Origin of the sequence: Novosphingobium anseongense (assembly GCF_037482895.1) — a bacterium.
Lineage (GTDB): Bacteria > Pseudomonadota > Alphaproteobacteria > Sphingomonadales > Sphingomonadaceae > Novosphingobium > Novosphingobium anseongense.
Genome location: NZ_JBBHJZ010000005.1, coordinates 168,878 through 185,981, shown reverse-complemented (window position 1 = coordinate 185,981; position 17,104 = coordinate 168,878). Strand labels below are relative to the sequence as shown.

The following is a 17,104-nucleotide window of genomic DNA, read 5'->3' as shown; positions in this document are numbered from 1 at the left end:
TTTTGCCTGAAGCCGATATAAGGCGAGCCATGAACCCAAGATCCGACTTTCGGCAGGCCGCCGCTCTGATCGCGGCGACCTGGATACTGACCTCGTTGTTCCTCGTGATCCCTTTCCAGCTCTCACGCACAGGGGGGGCAGGATGGAACATGATCATCTCTTTGGTGCACCTGTGCATCGTCGGCTCGCTCCTGTCGGCCGGGGTCTACCTGGCGGTGCGAGCCGTGCGAGAAAGGGGGCGGCCCATCCGCTTTGCGGTCGTCGGCGCTGCGGTGGTCGCTGCCGCGCTGCTGCTCGCCATGTCGGAGGCGTTGATATCGCAGATCCTGGATCATTACTTTCCGCATGCCGCCCGGCCGGCGCCCTTTGTCTTTCGCGTCAGCAATGCCTTCGCCGCGCTGGTCTGGGAGTTCGCGCTGCTCGGCACGGCTTTTTCGCTGCTCGACGCCACCAACCTGGCGCGCGAGCGCGAGCGCGAACTCGCCCAGGCCCGCGAAACCGCGAGCAAGGCCGAGGCGGCCGCCAGCGCGGCACGTCTGGCGGCGCTGCGCTATCAACTCAATCCGCATTTCCTGTTCAACACGCTCAACGCGATCTCCTCGCTGATCGTCACGCGCGAATATGGGCCGGCCGACGCGATGCTTGGCAAGCTGTCCGAATTCCTCCGCGCGACGCTGGCTGACAGCGCCGATGCGTTGATCCCGCTCGAGGACGAACTCGCCACGCTCCAGCACTATCTCGAAATCGAGAGCGTGCGCTTCGGTGAGCGGTTGGAAGTGGCCTTTGTTTGCCCGAGCGAGTTGAACGACGCGCTGGTGCCGAGCTTCGTGCTCCAGCCGTTGGTCGAGAACGCGATCAAATACGCCGTGGCGCCTTCGGCCGAGCCGGTGGCGATCTCTATCGAGGCCGCGGTCGACGGCAAGCGTCTGGTGGTTTTCGTCGAGGATGACGGGGCGGGCGGCGAGAGTTCCGCCAAGCCCGGAACGGGTGTAGGCATCGCCAATGTGCGCCAGCGCCTGCACACGCTCTATGGCAACGAGGGGACGCTCGAGACCGCGCAGCGCGAACGCGGCTTCGTCTCGATTCTGCGCATGCCGTTGACGCGGCGCTTCGTGCAGGCGGCGGAGCACGTGGCATGATCGCGCTGCGCGTCCTGCTCGTCGATGACGAGCCGCTGGCACTGCGCCGGCTTGCGACGCTGTTCGAAGACATCGACCAGGTCGAGATCGTCGGCACGGCCGCGACGGGGCATGAGGCCGAAGCGCAGATCGCCGCGCTGCATCCCGATCTGGTGATGCTCGACATATCGATGCCGCAGAAGAGCGGGCTGCGCGTCGCTTCCGATCTTCCGGTCGAGGAACGGCCAGAGATCGTTTTCGTGACCGCCTTCGAGGAATATGCGCCGGACGCTTTCGAGGTCGAGGCGGCGGACTACCTGCTCAAGCCCGTGCGCTTCGATCGGCTGCGCCAGGCGGTCGAGCGCGCACGGAGGCGGCGGGCTCAGCGCGATGCGGCCGAACGCCTGGCGGCGATGCCGCAGGCCGAAGCGCCGACGCGCGAGGAAGCGATCTGGGTCCAGGTTCAGAGCGGCCAGGTTCGCTTGCCGATCGATCAGATCGAATGGATCGAGGCTGCGAAGGATTATGTCCTGCTGCACACCGCGACGCGCAGCTTCATCCACCGCATTTCGATGACCGCGCTCGAGCAGATGCTCGATCCGCAGGATCTGATGCGCGTGCACCGCTCGACCTTCGTCCGGCCCGGGCTCGTCACCGGCGTCCAGCGGCTCGGCAAGGGGCTGATCGCGCTCGAGGTGCGCGACGGTGCGGAAGTGCAGGTCGGCCCCAGCTACGTGAAGTCGGTGCTGGCGCGGCTCGGCCTATAGGGCGGTTACTGGGGGCGGGCGGGAACAGGCGTGATGATGAAGCGGTCGTGGATCTGCGGCTGTCCGGGCTGATCGAGCGTCGCTTTCAGACCAGTCTTCAGTTCGCCGATGGTTTCGACCGGCAGTTCGAGCGGATGCTCATCCGGGTGGGTCGCCGCTTCGTGCGGGTAGTCCTGTCCTGGCTTGTTCGTCATCTCGATATGGGCGCCGAGCACGGCGCGGATCGGATGCCGGGCTGCGAAGGCCGCAAGCCGGTCCACGCTGGCGCGATTGTCCGCTAGGAAATTGACCGGGACGTAGAGGCGGCCTGGGTAGAGCGTATCGCCCGACAGCAGGATCCTGAGCCGCGGATCGTAGACCATGATGGCGGCAGCCTGGTGGCCCGGCGTGGGGATGATGCTGAGCGCGCGTCCGCCGAGCTCGTATCGCACGATCTCGTCGGGCCATTTCGCCACGCCGAAGAAGCTCGCGACCTCGTCGGCCTTGAGCCCCACGACGGTCGTGTTCGGGCGATTGCGGAAGGCTGTGTCGCCAGCGACATGATCGCCGTGGCTGTGGCTGTGCGCGACGATCAGCGGGATGTCGGCGCGGCCGTGTGCCGCCAGCCAGTCGGCCACGAGCCGGTCGACGGCCGGACGGATGCGCCCGTCCTTTGCGCCGGTGTCGAGCAGCAGCGCCCGATCGCGTCCGAACAGCAGGTAGAGGAAAGGCGCCTCGAAGTTGGTCTTGACCGACTGCCGGATGACGAAGGTGTCCCCATCGAGTGGCTGAACCTGGACGCTGGGTTCCTGGGGCTGGGTGCCGTCGATCCAGCGTTCGGGGAACAACCGGGGAAGGGGAGCGGCCTCTACGCTGGCCGTGGCGAGCAGCGCGCCGCAGGCGAGCAGGCCGAGGATGGTCCTGTGGTGCAATGTCATCCTATCCTCATCCGAACGGATCTTGTCGCGGTTTTGCGGGGCCGGCTTGCGACCGGCCCCGCTCCGCACGGGTCAATACTTGTACCGCAGCTCGAGGCCGAAGGTCCGCGGGTTGATGACGGTCTGCTTGTAGTAGCGCAGCCGCACGCCATCGTTGAGGCCGACGCGCGAGCGATCGTTGGCAACCGAGGCGACCGCGTACTTGTCGAAGATGTTGTTGACGAAGAAGCCGATGCTGTACTTTTCGGCCTCATAGGTCAGCGAGGCGCGGTTGAGGACATAGCCGGGCAGCTTGTCGCCGAACGCACGATCCCAGCCGAGCCGTGTCACCACGTCGCCACGATAGGTGGCGGTCCAGTCCGCGATCAGGCTGCCGTTCTCGAAGGGCGCGGTATAGGTCACGCCCAGGCTGCCGCTGTTCTTCGCCGAACCCGGCAGGCGATCGCCGGCCAGCGCATCGAGCTGGATCGGCTTGCTCGGATAGGTGCCCGCAGGCGAATTGACCGCGATGATGCCGGGCACGTCCTCGGTCAGCCTGGCGTTGACGTAGGAATAGGTGCCCTGGATCGACAGGCGATCGATCGGCCGCATGTGGAACGAGGCTTCGAAGCCCTCCGACTGGGCCTTGCCGCCGTTCACGGTAATCCCGACGATGCCGTTCAACGTGGCGGAATCGACCTGGATGCCATCCCACTTGATCTGGAAGACGTTGAAATTGAAAGTCAGCTTGCGATCGAAGAACTGGGTGCGGATGCCGATTTCGGCGTTCTTGGTCGTATCGGGACCATACTGGATCTCGTTCGGCAGGCCGCAGACGTTCTGCTGGGTGGGGTCCAGCGGCAAGATGCACGGCGCGACCGTGTTCGGACCGCCGATGCGATAGCCCTTGCTGTAGGTGGCATAGAGCATGATGTCGGGCGTGACGTTGAACGAGGTGTTGAACTTCCACACCCAGCCGCTCTTCTTCGCGTTGCCGCCGGCCGGCGCGATGTCATAGGGGCTTACCGGCTCGCCGAGCAGCGGCAGCACGGAGGTGCCGCGGATGTCCGAGGTGTAGCCGAAGTAGCGCGCCCCGGCGGTCACCTGCCATTGCGGGATGATGCGGAAGGTGCCTTCGCCGAAGATCGCCTTCTCGGTGATCTTCGATTTCACGAACGAGGCATATTCGACCTCGTCTGGGTTCGGCTGGGTGCCGAATTCGACCCAGGGGTGGTTGGGCACGATCTCGCGATAGTCGCGCTGGCGCTTCTGCTCGTTGTAGAAGCCGCCGAGCACCCAGGAGAACGGGCCGCCATGGCGCGAGACCAGGCGGATTTCCTGGTTGAACTGCCGGCGCTTGTCCGTGCTTTCGTTGTAGCTCGAGAAGGCCGGGAAGGTCTCGTAGCCATAGTCGAGGTCGAGCAGCAGGTCGGTATTGTCGGACTGCGCCTGGTTGCGGACGTTGGTGTAGGCCGTGGTCGCCACCAGATCGACGATGTCGGCGATATTGGCGTTGATCTCCATGCTGCCCAGGTGCGCGCGGCGCGTCACCGGTTCGGCATAGCGACCGGCGCTCTCGTACTTGGTGGTGCCGAGCACGCCGGCGCTGTTGTACTGGCCGCCGCCCGTCGTGGTCCGCTGATAGGCGTAGGTGAAGTTGACCTTCAGGTCTTCGTTGAACTGGACGAGCAGTTGATTGCGCGAGGTGACCGTGCGTTCGAAGTTGAGGTCCTTGCGGCGGTAGAGGTTGGCCGCGTAACCCGCGTCTGTGATCGTGTTCGGGCCGTTCGGCTGCGGCAGCGACACGCCGGGGGTCTGGAGCAGCAGCGGATAGTCGATGAAGCCCGGATCGAAGAAATAGCCCGAGGCCGAGCGAAAGGCGACATGGTCCTTGATGATCGGGATGTTGATCACCCCATCCACGTTGTAACCGTACTGGCGGCTATGATCCTTGCCGAAGACACGTCCGTGGACTTCGGCTTCGATCGCATCGGTGTTGGGGCGGTTGGGGATGTTGCGGATCGCGCCGGCCAAGGTGCCCAGGCCGTAGAGCGTGCCCTGCGGTCCGAGCAGCGTTTCCACGCGCGCGATGTCGAGCAGCTTGAAGTCGTAGTAGAGCGGCACTTCGCCCAGGTACATGCCAAGCGCGTCGTCATAGGAGGCGCCGGTGCTGTCCGTGTCCGACGCGTTGAGGCCGCGCAGCACGATTGTGCCCGAAGAGCCGGGACCCGTGTCCGAAATGGTCATGCCAGGCGTGAAATCGGCGAGATCGCGCACGTCGTCGATCCGCTGGCGTTCGAGCTGCTCCGAGCCGACCGCGCTGATGTTGATCGGCACGTCCTGAATCGAAGTCGCGCGGCGGGTGGCCGTGACGACGATCTCGCTGCCGTCGCCAGCTCCGGTGCTTTCCGGCGCCACGTCCTGGGCAAAGACAGGAGCGGCGCCAACGCCCATGAGCATGGTCGCGCCGAGCAGTGTGTTGCGAAACAGTTTCATAGTCACTCCGACCCCTTGTCGTTGAGCCTTCAAGTGACATCCTTCCCATTGACGCTCTGGCTACGCCGGCGCCTTGTCAGCCGGGTTGCGGCTGATGCATTCGATATTCCTTGGTCCCACCGCTCGTCGCGGCAGGCTTCATTGCGGCGCAGAGGGCTGCGCCGATCGTCATGTTCCGGATGGCCTCAGGATCGGGGCGTGCACCGAAATCGGCTTGAAGCCGGGCAACGGACGGCATGGCGTCCGAAGGAACATTTGTGCAGGCCGTTTTTCGATCGGCTTGACCCTCGCTTTGCGCCGGCCATCGACCGGCAAGACCACCCTTTGTTCGTCGCCTCTCAGGACGACGACGTATACGGTATGGATATTACGTAACGCGTCAAGAGTAATAATTCCGCACTTGCTCAGTATGACGGGCGCTTATGTTGCGACGCACAATTCTGCGATTTTTCAACGGTGAGGGGAGCGGCAGCCTTTGGCTACGTCGCGTGAAAAATCCGTCGCGTCATACGGACGCAGCAATTTGTCCCCGACGATTCGCGAATCACGCTCGCTCGAGCGCTAGGCAGAAGCGCGGCGCCGGCTGCCATCGCTGGCATACCTGGTATTTCTGCGGATGCTTCGTTGAGAGGCGAAAGGCGGCGGGCACCAGGTGGCCGTCGCGACGCCGCAAGACGAGGCTCGGTCATGACCGCATTGCCGCGCCTTTGTGGTATTACCTATTTTCTCATCTGTAATATTTTTTGATGGACAAGCCGAGGCCTCTCGCTGATGCTGCATTGCGAAAGGGGATCGAATCATGGTCGGGTCGTTCATCAAGCTAAGCAAGGTCGCATTGATGGCCGGAGCGCTTCTGGTGGTCTCCTGCTCCCCCGCGAAGCAGGCCGCTTCGGAGCCTCGCACCGAGTTCAGCATCGGCTGGTCGATCTATGCGGGCTGGATGCCCTGGCCCTATGCGCAGCAGGCCGGCATCGTGAAGAAGTGGGCCGACAAGTACGGCATCAAGATCAACGTCGTTCAGGTGAACGACTACGTTGAATCGATCAATCAGTACACCGCGGGCAAGTTCGACGGCGTGGCCGTCACCAACATGGACGCGCTGACCATTCCGGCCGCGGGCGGCAAGGACACCAGCGCGATCATCGTCGGCGACTATTCGAACGGCAACGATGGCATCCTGCTCAAGGGCGCCGACAACCTGGCCGCGATCAAGGGGCGTCAGGCCTACCTGGTCGAGCTCTCGGTCTCGCACTACCTGCTCGCGCGCGGGCTCGAGAAAGCCGGCCTCAAGCCCACCGACGTCCGCACCGTCAACACGTCGGACGCCGATATCGTCGGAGCCTTCGGCAGCCCCGATGCGACCGCGGCGGTCGCCTGGAACCCGCAGCTTTCGGTGATGCGCGGGCAGGCGGGAGCCAAGCAGGTCTTCAGCTCGGCCGAGATCCCCGGTGAGATACTCGACCTGATGGTGGTCGATACCGCCACGCTCAAGGCCAATCCCAACCTCGGCAAGGCGCTCGCCGGCATCTGGTATGAGACGGTCGCGCTGATGCAGCGCCAGGATGCCGAGGGCAAGGCAGCCCGTGCGGCCATGGCCAAGCTCGCGGGCTCCACGCCCGAGAACTTCGACAGCCAGCTGTCGACCACGTTCCTATACGCCGATCCCAAGGCGGCCGTGGCCGCGACCTCTGCGCCGGGGCTCGTGACGACGATGACGCAGGTGCGCGATTTCAGCTTCTCCAAGGGCCTGTTCAAGGGTGCCTCGTCGGCCGATGCGGTCGGCATGGCCTTCCCGGGCGGCAAGACGCTCGGCGATGCGCAGCACGTGACGCTGCGCTTCGACGAGAGCTTCATGAAGCTCGCCGCGGACGGAAAGCTCTGAGCCGGGTTCCGCAAGGTCTAGCGAAAGTTGGTGTGACGACATGCGTTGGGTGAACCGTCAAATCGATCGGAGCGGGCGGATACTGCTTGGATCGCTGCCGATCCTGCTGCTGGTGCTGCTCTACCTGTTCCTCGCGGCGCAGCGGCATGCGGCCAATCCGATGGACAAGATCCTGCCGCTGCCCACGGGCATGGCAGAGGCAATGGCGGCGCTGCTGTTCCAGCCCGACCAGCTGACCGGGCAGCTCGTCTTCTGGGCCGACACCTTGGCAAGCCTGCAGCGGCTCGGCATCGGCCTGGGCATTGCCACGCTCTCGGCGCTGGTGGTCGGGCTGGTCCTGGGCCTCCTGCCACCGATACGCGCCACCTTCGGCCCGCTGGTGACCGGCATTGCCGTGATCCCGCCGATCGCGTTGCTGCCGATCCTGTTCATTGCGCTGGGGCTGGGTGAGACCGCCAAGGTCGCGCTCATCGTCATCGGCATCGCGCCGGTCATGGTGCGCGACATCATGGCCCACGTTTCCGCCCTCCCGCGCGAGCAGATCGTCAAGGCGCAGACTCTGGGGGCGAGTTCCTGGCAGATCATGATCCGGGTGGCTCTGCCCCAGGCCATGCCGCGCCTGTTCCACGCCGTAAAGCTCGCGCTGGGTCCGGCCTGGGTCTTCCTGATCTCGGCCGAGGCGATCGCCTCCGACGTCGGCCTCGGCTACCGCATCTTCCTCGTCCGCCGCTATCTCTCGATGGACGTCATCATCCCCTATGTCGCCTGGATCGCTCTGCTCGCCATCGTGATGGACGTGGCCCTGAGCGTGATGAGCCGGCGAATGTTCCCTTGGGCCCATGGAGCAAGCCATTGAGCGCGCGCCCCGAAACCCTCCTGAGCCTCCGCGACGTCTGGGTCGAGTACGGCGACAAGATCGTCCTCGAGAAGGTCGATCTCGACATCGAGGCCGGTTCCTTCGTGTCGATCATCGGACCCTCGGGCGCCGGCAAGTCCAGCCTGCTGCGCATCGTGCTCGGCCAGGAAGTGCCGACGCGCGGCACGATCCTGCTCGACGGCACGCCGCTGACCCCCGAATGTGGCCCCGATCGCGGCGTCGTGTTCCAGCGTTACTCGGTGTTCCCGCACCTGTCGGTGCTGCGCAACACGGTGTTTGGCCTCGAATGCGAGAAGGCGCCGCTCACCGCACGGCTGTTCGGCAAGGCGCGTCGCGATGCCGAAGCGGAAGCCGCCGAGATGTTGCAGGCCGTCGGCCTGGGCGATTCCCTGCATCTCTTCCCGGCGCAGATGTCGGGCGGCATGCAGCAGCGTCTGGCGATCGCCCAGGCGCTGATCAAGCGGCCGCGCATCCTGCTGCTCGACGAGCCGTTCGGCGCGCTCGATCCCGGCATCCGCGCGGACATGCATGCGCTGATCACCAAGCTTTGGCGCGACTATGCGCTGACCATCATCATGGTCACGCACGACATCCGTGAGGCCTTCACCCTGGGAACGCGCGTGCTGGCGCTCGACAAGCGCCGTCACGATCCCCACGCGCCCCACCGCTTTGGCGCCACCGCGGTCTATGACCTGCCGCTGCGCCGCAACGACGAGCCGGCAGGAGAGACCGCCGTCGCCGCCGAAATCCCGCTTAGCATCGAGGAGACTATTGGACATGGGTAGCGATAGCGCGAGCCTTGCCCGGCTCAGCATGAGCTTGCCGGGCGATCTGTTCCGGCAGCTCGACATGATGGTCGAGGAACGTGGCCTGCCGTCGCGGTCGCAACTGATCGCCGAGCTGATCCGCCACGCCCTGGCCGAGCACGAGGCTTTCACCCGTCCCGACGAGATGCTCGCGGGCACGATCACCATCGTCTACCGCGGCGACCGGGGGCGGGTGCGGCATCAGCTCGCGCAGACCCAGGCCGATTACCTCAAGGAGGTGATCTCCTCGCAGCACGTGTTCCTGGAGGACGATCAGTCGCTCGAGGTGCTGCTCGTCCAGGGTCCGGCCTTGCTGCTCAAGGAGCTGTGCGATGCGCTGCGCCGGGTGCGTGGCGTGCACCAGCTCCAGCTCGTGACGACGACGGCGCTGTTGCCGCCGCTCTACGACAAGGACGCCGAAGACAAGGGGATCGCGGCATGAGCCAGGCTCTCGCAAATCCGTCGGCCGCGCGCGACCACGCCCGCGCCATGGGCGGCACCGTGGTCGAGGCCATGCCGGTGCTGCCGCCTGTCGCGGGTGATCTGCCCGCCGGGGTCCCGGCCGACGACCTGCTGTGGGAAGAGACGATCGCCGCGGGTGGCTATGCCACACGCCGGCTGGCGCGCGGCGACCACCTGCGTCTGATCGACCTCAAGGGCGATGCCTGCGCGTCGCTGCTGATCTTCAACGCCGAAATGCCGACCGAGCGGCTCAACGTGGCCGATACGGTGAAGGTGCAGTGGAACGCCTATCTCGGCGCCGGCAAGCTGCTGCTCTCGGACATGGGCCGGGTGCTGATGAGCCTGATCGCGGACGACGCCGAGACCCACGACACCTTCTGCGGCACGTCCAACGTCGCGACCAATGCCGCCAAGTACGGTAGCGGCGCGAACAGCGGGCCCTATCCCAATGGCCGCGATCGGCTGTTGCTTGGCGCCGCCAAGCACGGTCTGCAACGCCGCGACGTCCACCCCTGCGTCAACCTGTTCAAGGGCGCGAAGATCGAAGCCGATGGCACGATCACGCCACAGGTAGGGCCGTTCGCGCCTGGGCGCAGCCTCGTGCTGCGGGCCGAAATGGACGTGATCGTGGTGATCGCCAACTGCCCGCACGTGCTCGATCCGCGTGAGAGCTGGACCGTGACGCCGCTGCGATCGACCGCCTGGCGCGGGGCGGTCACGCCCGCCGACGATCCGGTCCGAAATGCGACGCCGGAAGGCCTGCGGGCCTTCCAGAACGTCGAAGACTACTTCCGCCGCTAACGAGGAACAGGCCCCACATGAGCGTCGATCCCCATCTTTCCGGCCTTTCCGGTTCCATCGTCCACGACGTGGTCGTCCCCGCACGAGCGCCCTGGCTGCATCAGATCGCGGCCGGCCAAACGCTTCGCATCGTCGATCTCGAAGGCAACCAGGCCGTCGATTTCCTGCTCTACGCCGCTGAGGACGATGCCGAGCGCTACTCCGCGCAGGACACCGTCGCGGCCCAGGGCAACCTGTTCCTGCGCCAGGGAACCGTCCTGCGCTCGAACGAGGGGCGGCCGATGATGACCATCGCCGCGACCTCGGTCGACTATCACGACACGATCGGCGGCGCTTGCTCCTGCGAGTCCAACACCTTGCGTTATGGTCACCACACCAAGGCGCAGCACGCCTGTGTCGAGAACTTCCTCGAAGCCAACCTCCTCGACGGGCGCGGCAAGCGCGACATCGTCTCCAACATCAACTTCTTCATGAACGTACCGGTCGAAGAGGACGGCTCGCTGGGCATCGTCGACGGGATTTCGGCGCCCGGACTGACCGTGGATCTCAAGGCCGAGATGGACGTCGTCGTCGTCGTCTCGAACTGCCCGCAGATCAACAACCCGTGTAACGGGTTCAACCCGACCCCCGTGCGCATGATCGTTTCCGCATGAGCTACGACACCGTCCTCATCGCGAACCGTGGCGCGATCGCCACGCGTATCATCCGCACTTTGCGCCGCATGGGCTTGCGCTCGGTAGCCGTCTTTTCCGAAGCCGACGAGGGCTCGCTTCACGTCTCGGAAGCCGATGAAGCCGTCTGCATCGGCCCGGGCCGAGCGTCCGACAGCTATCTCAACGTCGCCAAGATCCTCGAGGCGGCGCGCGAGACCGGTGCAGGGGCGATTCACCCAGGATACGGCTTCCTTGCAGAGAACGTCGATTTTGCCGAGGCCTGCGCCGAAGCCGGCATCGTCTTCATCGGCCCGACGCCCGACAACATCCGTACCTTCGGCCTCAAGCACAGCGCCCGCGCGCTCGCCGCGGCCCATGGGGTGCCCTTGGCGCCGGGCACCGATCTGCTCACCGATGAGGAACAGGCTGCTGAAGCGGCGAACCGTATCGGCTTCCCCGTGATCCTCAAGGCAACCGCGGGCGGCGGCGGCATCGGCATGCGCGTCTGTGAGGACGAGGCCGCCGTGCGCGAGGGTTTCGCCGCGGTTGCGCGCCAAGGGCAGAGCAATTTCGGCGATGCCGGCATCTTCCTCGAACGCTATATCCGCCGCGCGCGGCACATCGAAGTGCAGATCTTCGGAGACGGCGAGGGGCGGATCATGCCGCTCGGCGAGCGCGATTGCTCGCTCCAGCGCCGCAACCAGAAGGTCGTCGAGGAAGCGCCGGCGCCCTTGCTGCCTACTGCGGTCCGCAGCGAGCTCATCGCCGCGGCGACGCGGCTCGGCCAGGCGGCGAACTACCGCTCGGCCGGTACGGTGGAATTCCTCTATGACGCCGAGCGCGAGGAGTTCTTTTTCCTCGAGATGAACACCCGGCTCCAGGTCGAACATGGCGTGACCGAAGAGGTCATGGGCATCGATCTGGTCGAGTGGATGATCCGCGGCGGCGCCGGCGACTTCGCCTTCCTCGATGGGCCGGCACCCACGCCGCGCGGCCATTCGGTTCAGGTGCGGCTCTACGCCGAAGACCCGGCGTTCGACTATCGGCCGACCTCGGGAACGCTGACCGCGGTTGAGTTCCCCGACGACATCCGCGCCGAGACCTGGGTCATGGCGGGCAATACCGTCAGCCCCTGGTACGACCCGATGCTCGCCAAGCTGATCGTCCACGCGCCCAGCCGGGCCGAAGCGATCACGGCGATGCAGACCGCGCTCGATCGCAGCCGCGTCGACGGCATCGAGACCAACCTGCGCTGGTTGCGCGACGTGGTCCGCACCCCGGAGTTCACCAGCGGTGAGGTCTCGACGCGGGTGCTCGACGGCATTACCTCGAACCCGCGCGCGATCCGCGTTATCAGCGGCGGCACGGCGACGACCGTGCAGGACTGGCCCGGTCGCCAGAAGCTCTGGGCGGTCGGCGTGCCGCCTTCGGGACCGATGGACGACCAGTCGTTCCGCTTGGGCAACCGACTGCTCGGCAACCCAGAAGGCACGGCAGGCCTCGAAGTCACGGTTACCGGCCCGACCATCAGCTTCACCGCGCAGGCGCGCATCTGCCTGATGGGCGCCGATTTCGGCGCGACGCTCGACGGCCGTGCGGTCGCGCGCGGCGCGGCGATCGCGGTCGAGGCTGGGCAGACGCTTGCGCTCGGCCGCGCCGCGGGTGGTGGTCTGCGTGGCTACATCCTGTTTGCCGGCGGGCTCGACATCGCCCCCTATCTCGGCAGTCGCAGCACGTTCGAACTCGGCCAGTTCGGCGGCCATGCTGCCCGCCGGCTGCTTGCCGGTGACACATTGCACCTGGGTGAGCAGGCTACGGGCGCGGCGCTGCCCACGGTCGCCTTGCCCGAGCTCTCGACCGAATGGACGGTACGCGTGCTCTACGGCCCGCACGGCGCCCCCGAATTCTTCACCGATGGCGACATCGACGCGATCGTCGCGGCCGAGTGGCAGGTCCACTACAACTCCAACCGCACTGGCGTGCGCCTGGTAGGGCCCAAGCCGCAATGGGCGCGCAAGGATGGCGGCGAGGCGGGACTTCACCCCTCGAACATCCACGACAATCCCTATGCGATCGGCGCGGTGGATTTCACCGGCGACATGCCGATTATCCTGGGTCCCGACGGGCCATCGCTGGGCGGCTTCGTTTGTCCTTTCGTGGTGATCGCCGCCGATCGCTGGAAGATCGGACAGCTCGCGCCCGGCGACAAGCTGCGCTTCGTGCCGGTCAATGCCGGCGATGCGACCACGGCCGACCGGCTGCAGCGCGAACTGGTCGCGACGGGCCGGGTTCCCGGCGCGGGACCGGCGCGCCCGATCGAGACGTTGTCGCCGATCCTCGCCGAGATCGACGAGCGGCCCGGCTGCCCGCGCACGGTCTATCGCCAGCAGGGCGATCGCAACATCTTGGTCGAATACGGGCCGATCGTGCTCGACATCGAGCTGCGCATCCGCGTCCACGCGCTGATGACCGAGCTCGAGCGGCTGGCCCTGCCGGGCATCGTCGACATCGTTCCGGGCATCCGTTCGCTACAGGTGCACTTCGACGGCGAAACGCTGAACCAGCGTGCGGCCCTGACCGCGCTGATCGCTGCCGAAGAGCGGCTCGGCGATCTCGAGGACTTCACCATCCCCTCGCGCATCGTCCATCTGCCTCTGAGCTGGCGTGATCCGGCGACGCTTGAGACGATCGAGAAGTACATGAGCGGCGTTCGCGCCGATGCGCCTTGGTGCCCCGACAACATCGAGTTCATCCGCCGCGTCAACGGTCTGCCCGATGCGGCGGCGGTGGAGAACCTGATCTTCGAGGCCAACTACCTCGTGCTCGGGCTGGGCGACGTCTATCTCGGCGCGCCGGTGGCCACGCCCGTCGATCCACGCCACCGTCTGGTGACCACCAAATACAATCCGGCGCGCACTTGGACGCCGCCGAATGTGGTCGGCATCGGCGGCGCCTACATGTGCATCTACGGCATGGAGGGACCCGGCGGTTACCAGCTGTTCGGCCGCACCATCCAGGTGTGGAACACGCATCGCCAGACCGACGCCTTCATCGAGGGCAAGCCCTGGCTCCTGCGTTTCTTCGACCAAATCCGGTTCTATCCGGTCAGTGCCGAAGAACTCGTCGAATGGCGGCGCGATTTCCCGACAGGGCGGCGCTCGATCGAGATCGAAGAATCCGAATTCCGCCTGTCTGACTATCGCGCCTACCTGGCCGACAATGCCGAAGCGATCTCTGCCTTCGAGAGCCGGCGCCAGGCCGCGTTCGACGAGGAGCGTGCCGACTGGCAGCGGTCGGGCGAATTCGACCGCGTCACCGGCCTGGCCGAGGTCGACACGCCGCAGGCCAGCGCGATCGAAGTCCCCGACGGTGCTGATGTCGTCGAGGCACCCTTCGGCGGCAGCGTCTGGAAGCTGCTGGTCGCGGCGGGCGACGAAGTGAAGGCGGGCGACACGATCGCGATAATCGAGGCGATGAAAATGGAATGTGAAGTGCACAGCCCGGGCTCGGGCACCGTGGCCGCACTCTATGTGCAGGAGCGGCAGGCATTGCAGCCTGGTTCGCCGATGCTCGCACTGAGGGCCGAGGCATGACCGGGCCAGCGGTAAGCAAGCTCGAACGCCGCAGCGCGACGACCATCGCCGCCGCGGTGAACACCGGCGCTACAAGCGCGGTCGCGGTGATCGAGGAAACCCTCGCGCGCCTGGCGGACTACGATGCGATCCAGCCGCAGGTGTGGATCAGCCGGGCGACCGCCGAGGATCTGCTCGCAGCGGCGCGCGCCGTCGATGCACGGATTGCTGCCGGGGAAGTCCTGCCGCTTGCCGGCGTGCCTTTCGCGGCGAAGGACAACATCGACGTCGCGGGGCTGGACACCACGGCAGCCTGTCCGGCCTTCGCCTATCGCCCGCAGGAGTCGGCCACGGTCATCGAGCGGCTGACCGCGGCGGGCGCGATCTGCGTCGGCAAGACCAATCTCGATCAGTTCGCCACGGGTCTCAACGGCACGCGCAGCCCCTACGGCAGCCCGCGCAACGCCTACAACCTGGCCTATGTCAGCGGCGGCTCGAGCTCGGGTTCGTCGGTCGCCGTGGCAGCGGGTTTGGTGGCCTTTGCGCTGGGAACCGATACCGCTGGTTCGGGCCGTGTTCCGGCGGCTTTCCAGCACCTGATCGGCTTCAAGCCGAGCAAGGGACGCTGGAGCAACCGCGGGCTCGTGCCCGCCTGCCGCACGCTCGACTGCATCACCGTCTTCACCGACGACACCGCCGACGCGCGGCTGGTCGATGGCGTGGTGGCGGGCTTCGACGTGGAGGATCCCTATTCGAAGCCGCTGGCCGACCGGGGGCTGGGGCGCAAGACGATCGGCGTGCCGCGCCGCGACCAGCGCGTCTGGTTCGGCGATGCCGAGTCCGAATTCCTCTACGACAAGGCGCTCGAGATGCTCTCGGGTCTGGCCGATATCGTCGAGATCGATCTCGCGCCGCTGCAGGAAGCCGCGCTGCTGCTCTACGGCGGCCCTTGGGTCGCCGAGCGTACCGCCGCGATGGCGGGCATTCTCGCCGATAACCCGGGCGCTGTCGATCCGACCGTGCGCGAGGTGGTCGAGCCTGGGCTGGGGATGACAGCGGTAGAACTGTTCAACGGCATCTATCGCATGGCCGAGATCAAGCGCCACGCGGACACGCTGTGGGAGGGCATCGATATGTTGGCCTTCCCCACCGTGGGGACGACCTACCGCGTCACCGAACTGAAGGCCGCGCCCGTCGCGCTCAACAGCGCTTTCGGGCTCTATACCAATTTCGTGAACCTGCTCGACATGGCGGCTGTCGCCGTGCCTGCGGGCATTCGCGGAAACGCGACGGGCTTCGGCATCACGCTGATCGGGCCTGCCGATACCGATCGAGCCTTGCTCGACGCGGCCGATGCCTACCTTGCCGTCGCCGATCTTCCGCCACCGCCACCACTCGACCTGGAGGGTAAAATGCAGACCGTGAAACTCGCCGTCGTCGGCGCCCATCTCAAGGACATGCCGCTGCACTGGCAGTTGACTTCGCGCTCGGCCACGTTCGTCGGCGCCTTTGAAACGGCACCGACTTACAAGCTTTACGCAATTGCCGACAGCGTACCGCCCAAGCCCGCACTGGTGCATAGCGAGGACGGCGCGCCGATCGCGCTCGAGGTTTACGAACTGGGCGTCTCCGAATTCGGCAGCTTCGTCGCCGAAGTGCCCGCGCCGCTGGCTATCGGGACCGTTACCCTGGCAGACGGTAGCAGCGTCAAGGGCTTCGTTGCCGAGCCGCGCGCGGTTACTGGCGCCGAAGACATCACCCATCTCGGCGGCTGGCGCGCCTTCATCAACGCGAAGGCCCCGGCATGAAGCGGCTCCACAACCTCGCGCTGGTCCTCGCCGCCGGCATCGCCGCGATCCCTCTCGCCGCCCAAGCAAAGGCTCCGGCGGAGCAGGTCATCCAGGTCCCCGGCTTCGCCGACTTCCTAGCGCCCGATGGCGATACCGTCTGGGCGACCAATCGCGGCCGTATCGAGCGCTGGTCGCGTAGCCAGGGCAAGCTCGCCGAAGTGGCGATCGCCAGGCCTTGCGGCGCGATGGTGATCGCCGACGGCAGCCTCTGGGCGGCCAATTGCGCTGACGGCACGGTCAACCGGATCGACCTCGCGACCGCCAAGCTGGTCGCGACGATTCCTACTGGTCTCGCCAAGCTGACCAAGTCGGAGCACCAGCTCGCCGCGGGCGCCGGCTCGATCTGGGTCGCCAGCGACGCCGCGGGGAAAATCTCGCGGATCGACACCGCCACCAACCAGGTCGTCGCGACGATTACCGTCGATCCCGAGACGTCCTATCTGACCTTCGGTTTCGGCGCCGTCTGGGCGGTCTGCCTGCCCGGACAGACGATCCAGCGGATCGATCCCGCAACCAACAGCGTCACCAAGCGGACCGCGCTGGGCGCGGCACCGGGCTTCCTCGCCGCCGGCGAAGGCGCGGTCTGGGTGCAGGAGCAGGGCGACGGCACGCTCGCGCGCATCGATCCGACGAGCGGCGAGGTCTCGGGCCGGGTCAAGGTCGGCACCGTGCTGAAATATGGAGACGTCGACACCGGTGCCGGCAAGGTCTGGCTGCGGACGACCGAGGATCAGACCTTCGTCGCGATCGATGCGCGGACGCTGGAGATCAAGGCGCGGATCGGAAAGCCAGAAGGCAGCGGTGCACTGCGCTATACGCGGGACGGCCTGTGGACCTCGGCCCACGACGTTCACACGCTTACTTGGTGGCCCAAGCCCCGCAAGATCGCAAAGTAGTTCGTTCCACCCCTGGCCTGCCTCCCTA

At 66.1% G+C, this 17,104-nt stretch carries 13 protein-coding genes; 11 read left to right on the top strand and 2 right to left on the bottom strand.

The features are described 5' to 3' along the window. Positions 1 to 149: 149 nt before the first annotated feature. Together WG901_RS20500 and WG901_RS20495 are read left to right on the top strand one after the other, a co-directional pair. Positions 150 to 1,139: a sensor histidine kinase gene (locus tag WG901_RS20500; RefSeq protein WP_339588985.1), complete on the top strand. Its 990-nt coding sequence runs from the start codon at positions 150 to 152 to the stop codon at positions 1,137 to 1,139. Next, the gene (locus WG901_RS20495) at positions 1,136 to 1,885 is read left to right on the top strand and encodes a LytR/AlgR family response regulator transcription factor (RefSeq protein WP_339588984.1); all 750 of its coding nucleotides are present in this window, start codon (positions 1,136 to 1,138) and stop codon (positions 1,883 to 1,885) included. The genes WG901_RS20500 and WG901_RS20495 overlap by 4 nt, the downstream gene beginning before the upstream one ends. Positions 1,886 to 1,890: 5 nt before the next feature. Here the strand turns inward: WG901_RS20495 and WG901_RS20490 are convergent, their stop codons facing one another. Both WG901_RS20490 and WG901_RS20485 read right to left on the bottom strand, forming a co-directional pair. Next, positions 1,891 to 2,802 carry an MBL fold metallo-hydrolase gene (locus WG901_RS20490; RefSeq protein ID WP_417603812.1) on the bottom strand — a complete coding sequence of 304 codons (912 nt, stop codon included), beginning with the start codon at positions 2,800 to 2,802 and terminating at the stop codon, positions 1,891 to 1,893. 72 nt (positions 2,803 to 2,874) lie between these two features. Continuing rightward, the gene (locus tag WG901_RS20485) at positions 2,875 to 5,277 is read right to left on the bottom strand and encodes a TonB-dependent receptor (protein WP_339588983.1); all 2,403 of its coding nucleotides are present in this window, start codon (positions 5,275 to 5,277) and stop codon (positions 2,875 to 2,877) included. Between the two features lie 799 nt (positions 5,278 to 6,076). Between WG901_RS20485 and WG901_RS20480 the strand changes: the two genes are divergently transcribed. The 9 genes from WG901_RS20480 to WG901_RS20440 are packed head-to-tail and all read left to right on the top strand — an operon-like array spanning position 6,077 to position 17,076. After that, positions 6,077 to 7,159 (top strand): putative urea ABC transporter substrate-binding protein, encoded by a 1,083-nt coding sequence (locus WG901_RS20480; protein ID WP_339588982.1) that lies wholly within the window; start codon positions 6,077 to 6,079, stop codon positions 7,157 to 7,159. A gap of 40 nt (positions 7,160 to 7,199) precedes the next feature. Then, the gene (locus tag WG901_RS20475) at positions 7,200 to 8,015 is read left to right on the top strand and encodes an ABC transporter permease (RefSeq protein WP_339588981.1); all 816 of its coding nucleotides are present in this window, start codon (positions 7,200 to 7,202) and stop codon (positions 8,013 to 8,015) included. Next, positions 8,012 to 8,821, top strand: coding sequence for an ATP-binding cassette domain-containing protein (locus WG901_RS20470; protein WP_339588980.1), 810 nt, complete (start codon positions 8,012 to 8,014; stop codon positions 8,819 to 8,821). The genes WG901_RS20475 and WG901_RS20470 overlap by 4 nt, the downstream gene beginning before the upstream one ends. Beyond that, positions 8,814 to 9,284, top strand: a complete 471-nt coding sequence (locus WG901_RS20465) for a CopG family ribbon-helix-helix protein (protein WP_339588979.1) — start codon at positions 8,814 to 8,816, stop codon at positions 9,282 to 9,284. Before WG901_RS20470 ends, WG901_RS20465 begins: the two co-directional genes overlap by 8 nt. Next, entirely contained in the window at positions 9,281 to 10,105 is an 825-nt protein-coding gene (locus WG901_RS20460; protein WP_339588978.1) for an urea amidolyase associated protein UAAP1, read from the top strand. Before WG901_RS20465 ends, WG901_RS20460 begins: the two co-directional genes overlap by 4 nt. Before the next feature lie 17 nt (positions 10,106 to 10,122). Beyond that, positions 10,123 to 10,758 (top strand): urea amidolyase associated protein UAAP2, encoded by a 636-nt coding sequence (locus tag WG901_RS20455; RefSeq protein WP_339588977.1) that lies wholly within the window; start codon positions 10,123 to 10,125, stop codon positions 10,756 to 10,758. Further along, positions 10,755 to 14,351, top strand: coding sequence for an urea carboxylase (uca, locus tag WG901_RS20450; RefSeq protein WP_339588976.1), 3,597 nt, complete (start codon positions 10,755 to 10,757; stop codon positions 14,349 to 14,351). The genes WG901_RS20455 and uca overlap by 4 nt, the downstream gene beginning before the upstream one ends. Next, positions 14,348 to 16,138 (top strand): allophanate hydrolase, encoded by a 1,791-nt coding sequence (atzF, locus tag WG901_RS20445; RefSeq protein ID WP_339588975.1) that lies wholly within the window; start codon positions 14,348 to 14,350, stop codon positions 16,136 to 16,138. The genes uca and atzF overlap by 4 nt, the downstream gene beginning before the upstream one ends. Beyond that, the gene (locus WG901_RS20440; protein ID WP_339588974.1) at positions 16,135 to 17,076 is read left to right on the top strand and encodes a Vgb family protein; all 942 of its coding nucleotides are present in this window, start codon (positions 16,135 to 16,137) and stop codon (positions 17,074 to 17,076) included. The genes atzF and WG901_RS20440 overlap by 4 nt, the downstream gene beginning before the upstream one ends. Positions 17,077 to 17,104: the final 28 nt, after the last annotated feature.

Excerpts from the sequence above, each read along its gene's own strand:
- WG901_RS20485 (WP_339588983.1), bottom strand. The coding sequence starts at position 5,277 with ATGAAACTGTTTCGCAACACACTGCTCGGCGCGACCATGCTCATGGGC.
- WG901_RS20465 (WP_339588979.1), top strand. The coding sequence starts at position 8,814 with ATGGGTAGCGATAGCGCGAGCCTTGCCCGGCTCAGCATGAGCTTGCCG.
- WG901_RS20460 (WP_339588978.1), top strand. The coding sequence starts at position 9,281 with ATGAGCCAGGCTCTCGCAAATCCGTCGGCCGCGCGCGACCACGCCCGC.
- WG901_RS20475 (WP_339588981.1), top strand. The coding sequence starts at position 7,200 with ATGCGTTGGGTGAACCGTCAAATCGATCGGAGCGGGCGGATACTGCTT.
- WG901_RS20495 (WP_339588984.1), top strand. The coding sequence starts at position 1,136 with ATGATCGCGCTGCGCGTCCTGCTCGTCGATGACGAGCCGCTGGCACTG.
- atzF (WP_339588975.1), top strand. The coding sequence starts at position 14,348 with ATGACCGGGCCAGCGGTAAGCAAGCTCGAACGCCGCAGCGCGACGACC.
- WG901_RS20500 (WP_339588985.1), top strand. The coding sequence starts at position 150 with ATGATCATCTCTTTGGTGCACCTGTGCATCGTCGGCTCGCTCCTGTCG.
- WG901_RS20440 (WP_339588974.1), top strand. The coding sequence starts at position 16,135 with ATGAAGCGGCTCCACAACCTCGCGCTGGTCCTCGCCGCCGGCATCGCC.
- uca (WP_339588976.1), top strand. The coding sequence starts at position 10,755 with ATGAGCTACGACACCGTCCTCATCGCGAACCGTGGCGCGATCGCCACG.
- WG901_RS20490 (WP_417603812.1), bottom strand. The coding sequence starts at position 2,802 with ATGACATTGCACCACAGGACCATCCTCGGCCTGCTCGCCTGCGGCGCG.
- WG901_RS20455 (WP_339588977.1), top strand. The coding sequence starts at position 10,123 with ATGAGCGTCGATCCCCATCTTTCCGGCCTTTCCGGTTCCATCGTCCAC.
- WG901_RS20480 (WP_339588982.1), top strand. The coding sequence starts at position 6,077 with ATGGTCGGGTCGTTCATCAAGCTAAGCAAGGTCGCATTGATGGCCGGA.